Origin of the sequence: 'Camptotheca acuminata' phytoplasma (assembly GCF_041276565.1) — a bacterium.
Taxonomy (GTDB): Bacteria; Bacillota_I; Bacilli_A; order Acholeplasmatales; family Acholeplasmataceae; genus Phytoplasma.
Genome location: NZ_JBGGGR010000008.1, coordinates 1 through 9,863, shown reverse-complemented (window position 1 = coordinate 9,863; position 9,863 = coordinate 1). Strand labels below are relative to the sequence as shown.

The window sequence follows — 9,863 nt, the reverse complement described above, 5'->3', positions numbered from 1 at the left end:
AAAAAAAAGCCAAGATAAGATTCGCCAAGGTTTAAAATAGAGGATTAGCTCAGTTGGGAGAGCGTCTGCCTTACAAGCAGAATGTCGGGGGTTCAAGTCCCTCATCCTCTACCATCTTTTTTATCAACATATGCCTATATAGCTCAGTTGGTAGAGCATCTGACTGTTAATCAGAGGGTCCTAGGTTCGAGCCCTAGTATAGGCGCCATTAATAAAAAGACTAATTTAATTTTTATTAATTAATTTTATTTTTAAAAGTGGTTTTTATATTTATTTTTAAAATAAGGATATCTTCAATGGATTCTCAAATATTTAAAACTATTTTTGAAAATAATCTGTTAACTGTTGAAATTAATAAATTAGCTAAACAAACTAACGGTTCAGTATTAATATCTTATAAAGATATTGTTATTTTATCTGTTGCAGTAGCGAGTAAAAAAGATACTTCTTTAGATTATTTTCCTTTGACGGTTATTTATCAAGAAAAATTTTATTCTGTAGGAAAAATACCTGGAAATTTTAATAAAAGAGAAGGTAAACCTTCTGATTACGAAGTTTTAAATTCTCGTTTAATTGACAGAAGTTTAAGACCTTTGTTTACAAAACAATTTAAAAAAGAAGTTCAAATAATTAATACTATTTTTAGTAGTGATTCTAATTATAACAACGAAATATTTGCTTTATTCGGAAGTTCTTTATCTTTATTAGTTTCTGATATTCCTTTTACAGAATCTGTTTCTGCCATTTGTGTAGGAATAATAAAAAATAATTTTATTGCTAACCCGAATACAGAACAAAAAGCTAAATCGGATTTTTTATTAACTTTATCAGGTACAAAAGATAGTTTAAATATGATTGAAGCTATTTCTAATGAAATTCCTGCTGATATTTTATTAGAAGCAATGCAATTCGGTCATAAAATCATAAAAGACCTTTGTTTATTTCAATATAGTATTAAAGAGAAAATAAACAAACCTAAACAAATTTTATCTGATGAAGACGAAGGAAAAGATAAAGAATTGTATACAAAAATAGAACAAATTTATTCTCCAAAAATAAAAGACGTTTTATATACAAGTTATCAAAATAAAAGCAATAAAAACATATTCAAGGATGACATTTCTAATTTAAAAAATGATTTATTTGAAGAATATAAAAAAGATAAAAACTTTACTTCTTTAGAAGAAGAAAAAAAATATATTACTACTATGGAAAATATTTTTAATCTTTTATTAAATCAAGAATTTAGAAAAATGGTTATTCATGATAAAAAAAGAGTAGATGGTAGAGGATTGGACGATATTAGACATATCGACACGGAAGTTAGTTTTTTACCAAGAGTACACGGTTCAGCTCTCTTTACTAGAGGCGAAACCCAAAGTTTATCAATTGTTACTTTAGGAACTTTAAGAGAAAGCAAAATGATTGATAATCTAACCAAAGAAGAAGAAAAACGTTTTATTTTACATTATAATTTTCCTCATTTTTCTGTTGGTGAAACAGGTAGATATATGGCGCCTTCTAGAAGAGAAATCGGACATGGGATGTTAGCAGAAAAAGCATTATCTTATGTTTTACCTTCTGAAGAAGTGTTTCCGTATTCTATTAGAGTTGTTTCAGAAATTTTAGAATCTAATGGTTCTTCTTCTCAAGCTACTGTTTGTGCAGCTTCTATGGCTTTAATGGATGCTGGTGTTCCTTTAAAAAATTCTGTAGCAGGAGTTGCTATGGGATGTTTTTCAGATGAAAACAATTACGCTATTTTAACTGACATTCAAGGTTTAGAAGATCATTATGGTGATATGGATTTAAAAGCAGCAGGAACTAAAAACGGTTTTACTGCATTACAAATGGATATCAAAACTGATAAAATTAATTTTGATATTTTAAAAGAAGCACTAGCGAAAGCTTTCAAAGGAATCTTAACAATTTTAAAAAAAATGGAATTAACTATTCCTGAAAGCAAAAAAGAATTATCTGTTTATGCTCCTAAAGTAAAAATAATTCAAGTTAAAATGAACAAAATAAGAGATATTATAGGACCAGGCGGAAAAATTATTTCTCAAATTATTGAAAATAATGAAAATGTTAAAATAGATATCAAACCAGATGGAAAAATTTTTATAACACATCATGATATGAAAATTGTTGAAAAAACAGCTGATTATATTCTTAAATTAACAAGAGGTTTTTATTAATCAAAATATTTTTTCGGATCAATATATGAAAATGCGTATTTTTCATTATTGGTCTTTTTTATTTATTAAATAAAATCAATAATTTCTTTTAAATAAAAAAAGTTTGTTATAAACAACAAAAATAAAAGAAAATGATTTGTTTATTTTTATATATTTCTTTTTGTAAATTTTGTTATAATAATGTTGAAAAATAACAAAGTAGTGATCGAGGTTTAATTTTATATCAAAGTAAAATTAAGTTTAGGAAAGTCCATGTTAGCACATGTTGTTAGGAAAGCATGTAGTTTTTGTGCTTAAGGAACAAATAACTTAAGGTACTTGATTAATTTCGGGTAACGGCTTTTTTATTTTCTAAGGGTTTTTTTGTGTTTATAATCTATCTATGAAGATAAAAAAATAAAGTGCCACAGAGACGAGTTAATTAGAAATAATTAGGTGAAACGCGGTAAACCCCTCAAGCTAATAATCTAAAATTATGGTAGGAGCATGTAAAAATCAATTTTCCTAATGAAATAATTTTATGGTTGGTTTTTATGCTATTTTTAGAAATAAAAATAGAGATAAATGGTCACTGCTTATTTATTGTATAAGTAATTTATTCAATAAATAAGAACAGAACATGGCTTATTAATGTTATTTTTTAAAAAAGAATCTTTTTTCTGAAAGGTTCTTTTTTTTATTTAAGAGATTAAATTTCTTATTATATCGAAAAAATTATTTATTTTTTTATATAATTTATATTAGATAATAATTTTAAATATTTTTTTTATATATAAAAAAGGTTTATAAATGGAATTTTATGGATACACAAAACAAAAACGAACAATCTCTTATTAGAATCAAAAAAATAGATGATTTAAAAAAATTAAAAGTAGAACCTTTTAGTAATTATTTTGTTGTAAAAGACAATACAGAAGATATTATTAAAAATCATAAATCAAAAAACTCTTCTGAATTATTAGAAGAAAACATTCATGTTTCGATCGCGGGTAGAATTATCACTAAGAGATTGCAAGGTAAAGCTGGTTTTTTAAATTTACAAGATTTTGATGCTTCTATTCAAGTTTATGTTAATAAAAAAATTATTCCTGAAAAAGATTTTCAAATTTATGAAAATTCTGATTTAGGAGATATTATAGGTATTTACGGTTTTTTATTTAAAACAAAAACAAATGAATTAACTGTTAAAGCTTTAAAATTTATTCATTTAAGTAAAAGTTTAATTCCTTTACCTGATAAATATAAAGGTTTAAAAAATAAAGAATATATTAGAAAAAAAAGATATATTGATCTTATCGTTAATCCAGAAACAAGAAAAAGATTTCTTCAACGTAATTTAATTTTTAAATCTATTAGAAATTTTTTTGATGAACGAGGTTTTTTAGAAGTTGAAACACCTATTTTAAATTCTTTTTCAGCAGGTGCTTTAGCTAAACCATTTATTACACATCATAACGCTTTAGGATCTAATTTTTTCTTAAGAATAGCTACTGAAATACCATTGAAAAAATTAATTGTTGGTGGGATGAAAGCTGTTTATGAAATAGGAAGAATTTTCCGTAATGAGGGAATCGATGCTACTCATAATCCAGAGTTTACAACAGTAGAAGCTTATTTAGCTTACGCTAACGTTAAAGATATAATGGTTTTAACTGAAGAATTATTAAAAGAAGTTTGTCTGAAAGTTTTAGGTAAATTAGATTTTGATTATCAAGAACATCATATTGATTTTAGTAAATTTTATAAATATGATATGGTTGATATAATTAAAGAAAAAACAAATATTGATTTTCGTCAAGAAATGACACTTGAAGAAAGTTTAGAAATAGCTAAAAAACATGATATTAAAATAGAACCTTTTTTTACTAAAGGTCATGTTATAGATGTTTTTTTTCAACAATTTGTTGAAGGTACTTTAATTCAACCTACTTTTATTTATAATTATCCTTACGAAATAAGTCCTTTAGCTAATAAAATAATTGGTAACGAAGACTTTGTTGATAGATTTGAATTATTTATCGCAGGGAAAGAATTAGTTAATGCTTTTACAGAATTAAATGATCCCATTGAACAAAAAAAACGTTTTCAAGAACAATTATTACAAAAACATTTAGGAAACGACGAAGTCGAAGAAATTGATACAGAATTTGTTGAAACTTTAGAATACGGAATGCCTCCAACAGGTGGTTTAGGCATCGGGATAGATCGTTTATGTATGTTTTTAACTAATACTTCTAATATCAGAGATGTTATTTTATTTCCTCATTTCGCTGTTAACAAAAAAAATAAAAAATTTTATTAGAGGTTTCGAAATGACAGGTGTTTTTTATGTTCAAAGTTATTATAGTCTTATGGAAAGTATTCCTGATTTAGAATCTTTAGTTAAAAAAGCGAAAGAAAATGAATATGATTTTATCGCTTTAAGTGATGATCAAAATTTATATGGAATGCAAGAATTTCTTTTTATTTGTCGAAAATATAAAATCAAACCTATTTTAGGAACTAAAGTCTATTTATCTTTGAATAATCTTCTTTCCAAAGAAAAACGAATCGGTCTTTTAGTTTACGCCACGAATGATTTAGGAGTGCGTCATTTAATTCAAATCTCTAATTTAGTTAAAACAGAACAAAAAGATATTTCTTTAGAAGAATTAGAAAAATTACAAGAAGGTCTTTTTTTTATTTTACCGAATATCGAATTTGTTTTTTTTAAAATGATGGAAGGTAAATTGATAGAAAAAATTTTACTAAAATTAAAAGAAACTTTGACTTTGTTTTTTTTTGGTCTTTCATTACAGTCTGGTTATTTAGAACTTTTTGTTTATATTTTTTTAGATATCATTAAAGAATTAAAAATTAAGATTGTTCCTGTTCATAAAACTAATTTTTTGGAACCAGAACAAGAAGAAGCACATGATTTATTATTAAAATTATTTCATGTTGAACAAGAAGAAACACATAGTTCTTTAGATTTTTTAGAAAAAGAAGAAAAAGAAGTTTCTTTTTTATTTTTGAGTAGTCAAGAAATTAAAGATAAATATTCTTCCTATTCAGAAGAATATGAATTTTTAAATTTAAATGAATTTATTTCGAAAATTGAATATATCAATATTTTTCCTCCTGGTTTATATTTACCTCAATTTAAACAAACTTCTGAAAGTGATTCTTTTCAATATTTAAAGAAATTGACTTCAGATTTTTTGAAAAAAAATTTTTCTTCTTCAGATTCTCAATTTGTTCTTTATCAAAAAAGACTTGATGAAGAATTAAAAGTTATTCGAGATATGCATTTTGAAGATTATTTTTTGATTGTAGCTGATTTAGTTAATTTCGCTAAAAAAGAAGAGATTTTTGTCGGTCCAGGGAGAGGTTCTTCGTCTGGTTCTTTGGTTTGTTTTTGTTTAGGAATTACAGAAGTAGATCCTATATTTTATAATCTTCTTTTTGAAAGGTTTTTGAATTCTAAAAGAAATAAAAAACCAGATATTGATTTAGATTTTCCTGATGATAAAATATATCTTATATTAGAATATATTTTTAAAAAGTATGGTTCAGAATATACATCTAATATCATTACTTTTAGTACTTTAACTCAAAAATCTTTTGAAAAAAATTCTAATTATTTAAATTATCAAAAAAAATTTCCATTTTTGAAATATCAAGAGCATAAACAAAAGCAAATTATTTCTCAATTGGAAGGAATGCCGCAATTTACACGGAACCATCCAGCAGGTATTATTATTAGTAATAAAAATTTACTTCAATTTATTCCTTTAGAAAAAAATACCAATAGTAATTCTCCTTTTTTGTATCAAACTCAATTAGAGGCTAAATATTTAGAGAAAATAGGATTGGTAAAAATCGATTTATTAAGTTTAAAAAGTTTAACTTTAATAGATAAAATTTTAAAAGAAATTAATAAAAAAAGAAAAGAAAAAATTTTTTGGGATCAATTTTCTTTAGATGATAAAGAAACTTATCAATTACTGCAAGATGGTCAGACAGAATATATTTTTCAATTAGAATCCGTTTCAGCTAAAAAAGTTTTAAGAACAATTAAACCTTCTAATTTTCAAGATTTTATAGCTGTTTTAGCTTTGAATCGACCGGGTCAAATTCATTATATAAATAATTATCATTATAATAAAACCAAAAAAAGAAATTTTTTGATGGATGAAGAAATATATCAATCTATCGGACATATTTTAGAAAATACCAACGGTTTGATTCTTTATCAAGAACAAATTATGGAAATCGTCGTACATGTTTTGGGTTGTGATTTTGGTGAAGCAGAAATTTTTATGAGATATATGATTTCGAAAAAAAATTCCAATCTTGAAGAAGATCGAAATAAAAAAAATTTTTTAGAATTGAGTCAGCGTAACGGAAATTCTTTACGTTTATCACTTAAAATTTATGACTATATTTTGAAATTTTCTGATTATAGTTTTAATAAAAGTCATAGTGTGGCTTATTCTTTAATTAGCTATCGAATGGCTTTTTTGAAAACACATTATTTAATCTTTTTTTTAAAAGTTATTTTAGAAGAGTCTCAAAAAAATCCGACTGAAACAAATAAAATTTTAACACAGATTCAAAAACAAAAATCAATCAAAATCTTTCTTCCTGATATTTTAGCAAGTGATTTAGAATACCAATTAACAGATGAAGGAACTATCGGATTACCTTTTACTTTAATTAAAAGTGTTAGTCCAGTGACAGCTTCTTTTATTATTAAGGAAAGAAAAAAAAGAATATTTTCGGATGTTTATGACTTCATCAATAGATGTCGGACAGTGTTAAATAATAACGTCTTGAAAGATTTATTTTTGTCTGGTATTTGTGACAATTTTGATTTTAATAAAAACGATTTATTAAATGAAGTTGATTTGTTTGAATATTTTGAACATAGACGTTATTTACCTCAAAATACAAAAGTTATAAATAAAGAATTATCTCCTGAAATCTTACAAAAAGAAATTAGCAGAATTTTTGGTTTTAATTTAACTTATTTTATTTTTTAATTTTTTTTGTTTATAGAAATTAATAAAAAAGGAGATTATGTTATTAATGAACAGTTTTAAGAAAATATTTTTATTATTAAAAGAAAAAACGCTTTTTTATTTTTCTAAAGAAAATAAGTACTTTTGCATTTTATTGTTTTCTTTAGCTTTTATTTTGATTAGTTTATCTCTTTTGTTTAATATTAATAGGGAATTTTATAAAAACAGAGCAGATCATAGCATAAAACCATCTGAAATTGAAAAAATACATGATGCAGAACCTGAGGAACAAAATTTAATCGGATTTAAATCAATGTTTATAGGTATTATTTTTTTTATCGCTTTGTTTGTTTATAAAAAAGGTTTTATCGGGATGAGTATCGGTTTTTTTGTTGGGGCTGTTGTGGGAATTTGGCTATTTATCTCATATCCTTTTTTTATATATTTTTTAGAATTAATTTTTAGAATAATATTTCGTTTAAAATAAAAATAATTATTAAAAATATTTCTTTTGATAAAAATTTGAAATTAAGAAAAAATTTCTTTGAGGATTTTAATTAATGAAACAACTTTTTTTAAAAAAAGTTATAATTATTTCTTTTTTTATAAGTATAGTTATTTTATTAGATTTTTTTTCGTTTTTGCAAATTTTTAAAATTTATTTTTTTTCTAATCTTTTTAAATTGCCTCTTATCGTTATCTTTTTAGGTGGGGTTTTATTAGGTTTTAAAAGTGTTTTTTTTATTTCTTTGTTCTATTCTTTTTGGCATTTTTCAAGAAGTTTTGCTTCTTTTTTCGCTTTCGCTGAAAGTTTAAATTTGAATCATAAAGAAATTTGGTTATCTATTTTTTTAGATTATTTTTTATCTGATTGGGTTTTGAACATTTCAGGATTTTGTTTTGTTAAAAAAAGAGATTCCTTAAATACGAAAAAAATTTTTTTTCTTTTTTTAATAGTTTGTTTAGTGAGAATGTTTTTTTTATTTCTTTCTACTTGTTTTATTTACGCTCCAGCGATTTTAAGCCATGGTACGAAATTACCTTTTTTAGAACAGAATATTATGCTTTTTTCTTTTATTTATAGTTTTGTTCCTTTTGTGGTTAATTTTGTTTTTAGTATTTTTTGTCTGTTGAAATTATTACCTAGTTTTCGATATTTATTAGAAAGCTTAGAATAAAAAAATATTTATTTTAAATATTAAAGATTTTTTTTGATTATTATTTTCTTTCTTATTTTTGTATCCAAAAAAAGTGGCGCAAGCCAAATGAAATAAATCTTAAAAAGAAAGAATTTGATAATGTCAAAAAAAATTTTACAACTTTAAGTCGAAAATGGTTTCGAACCAAAAAAATTACATTAAAGAATCAACTCAAGCAGTTTATTATTTAATTATTTATAAACATTTAAATCCTTATTTTCAACAATATTCTCACATTAAAGAAGCTGAAATACAATCTTTCATTTTGTTTTTTTAAAAAAAAAAAAAAAATGGTTTTAAAGTAAAGACGATTAAAAACTATATTTTAGTTTTAAAAATGATTTTACAATTCGGTATTAAAAATAGTCATCAGCCACAAATGACTTTTAATTTTCAATATCCTTCCGCTTTAAAACCTCATGTTACCAAAATTTTAACTAAAACGAATTATAAAAAAATTATTTTTATATTGTCAAAATCATTTTAGTTGGAAGAATTTAGGATTATTAATCACTTTACAAACTGGTTTAAGAATTGGCGAGATTTGTGGGTTGTGGTGGGGTGATTTAGATTTTAAAACAGGATTTTTTAGAATCGTTCATACTTTACAACGGATCAAAAAAATTAATTCTAAGGCACGGTCTCGTAAAACACAAATTAAATTAACAGATGTTAAAACAATAAACGCTTTTCGAGAAATTCCTTTATCTCAAAATTTATTAAAAACTTTAAAACCTTTTAAAAAAAATTTGTTTCCTCATTTTTTTGTGTTAACGAATGGTTTGAAGCCATTAGAACCTCGACGTTTCGATTATTATTATCATCAAGTTTTAGAATTGTTAAAGATTCCTTTTTTAAATTTTCATGGTTTAAGACATAGTTTCGCTGCTCGTTTAATTGAAAATGAAGCGGATTATAAAACAGTTAGTGTCTTGTTGGAGCATTCTAATATCAAAACTACTTTAGATTTTTATGTTCATCCTAATTTTAAACAAAAGAAAAAATATTTAGATCAAATTTTTCAAAAACTTTAATTTAAAAAACAAATAAATTGTTTTTAAATTAAAGTTTAATTATATTTTAAGTGGTTTTGTACCACTTTTTTTGGGATTAAAAAACTACTTTATTTTTTTAATTTTTTTTATTAAAACTAGATTCCATTTAGATTAATTTTTCTTTATTTGATAATTTGTTGTAAATTATAAAAAAAGTTTTAAAAGACAATAAAATGGAAATCTTAAAACGTTGTCAATCCAAATAACCATTTAAAATTAAATTATTTATTGAAAAATTATTATTATAAAAAATGTTTAAATTTTTTTTATATAATTTATTAGGTTCATTATTTATAAAATTATATATAATAATATTGATATATTTTTAAATTATTAAATTTTAATAATACTTTTTATTAATGATTTTTTATTTAAAAAAATAAAAGAGTTTTTAAAATAAATTTTTTT

The 9,863-nt window shown here is 23.5% G+C and carries 6 protein-coding genes, 2 tRNA genes, 1 other RNA gene and 1 pseudogene; all 10 read left to right on the top strand.

The annotated features are described in order from the left end of the window. Positions 1-38: 38 nt before the first annotated feature. The 10 genes and pseudogenes from AB6A63_RS00930 to AB6A63_RS00885 all read left to right on the top strand — a co-directional run bounded on the left by AB6A63_RS00930 (position 39) and on the right by AB6A63_RS00885 (position 9,434). A tRNA-Val gene (locus AB6A63_RS00930) sits at positions 39-114 on the top strand. An 18-nt stretch (positions 115-132) separates the two neighbouring features. Continuing rightward, positions 133-208 (top strand) — tRNA-Asn (locus AB6A63_RS00925). A gap of 88 nt (positions 209-296) precedes the next feature. After that, positions 297-2,180: pseudogene (locus AB6A63_RS00920) on the top strand (polyribonucleotide nucleotidyltransferase); the annotation flags it as partial. Positions 2,181-2,392: 212 nt separating this feature from the next. After that, positions 2,393-2,830, top strand: an RNA gene (rnpB, locus tag AB6A63_RS00915) — RNase P RNA component class B. 167 nt (positions 2,831-2,997) lie between these two features. Continuing rightward, positions 2,998-4,500 carry a lysine--tRNA ligase gene (gene lysS / locus AB6A63_RS00910; RefSeq protein WP_370430821.1) on the top strand — a complete coding sequence of 501 codons (1,503 nt, stop codon included), beginning with the start codon at positions 2,998-3,000 and terminating at the stop codon, positions 4,498-4,500. Positions 4,501-4,510: 10 nt separating this feature from the next. Further along, positions 4,511-7,222: a PHP domain-containing protein gene (locus AB6A63_RS00905; protein WP_370430820.1), complete on the top strand. Its 2,712-nt coding sequence runs from the start codon at positions 4,511-4,513 to the stop codon at positions 7,220-7,222. A gap of 37 nt (positions 7,223-7,259) precedes the next feature. Beyond that, entirely contained in the window at positions 7,260-7,688 is a 429-nt protein-coding gene (locus AB6A63_RS00900; RefSeq protein WP_370430819.1) for a hypothetical protein, read from the top strand. A 73-nt stretch (positions 7,689-7,761) separates the two neighbouring features. Continuing rightward, positions 7,762-8,379, top strand: coding sequence for a hypothetical protein (locus AB6A63_RS00895; RefSeq protein WP_370430818.1), 618 nt, complete (start codon positions 7,762-7,764; stop codon positions 8,377-8,379). A 154-nt stretch (positions 8,380-8,533) separates the two neighbouring features. Then, entirely contained in the window at positions 8,534-8,677 is a 144-nt protein-coding gene (locus AB6A63_RS00890) for a hypothetical protein (RefSeq protein WP_370430817.1), read from the top strand. 169 nt (positions 8,678-8,846) lie between these two features. Beyond that, positions 8,847-9,434 carry a site-specific integrase gene (locus AB6A63_RS00885; protein WP_370430822.1) on the top strand — a complete coding sequence of 196 codons (588 nt, stop codon included), beginning with the start codon at positions 8,847-8,849 and terminating at the stop codon, positions 9,432-9,434. The last annotated feature ends 429 nt before the right edge of the window (positions 9,435-9,863 follow it).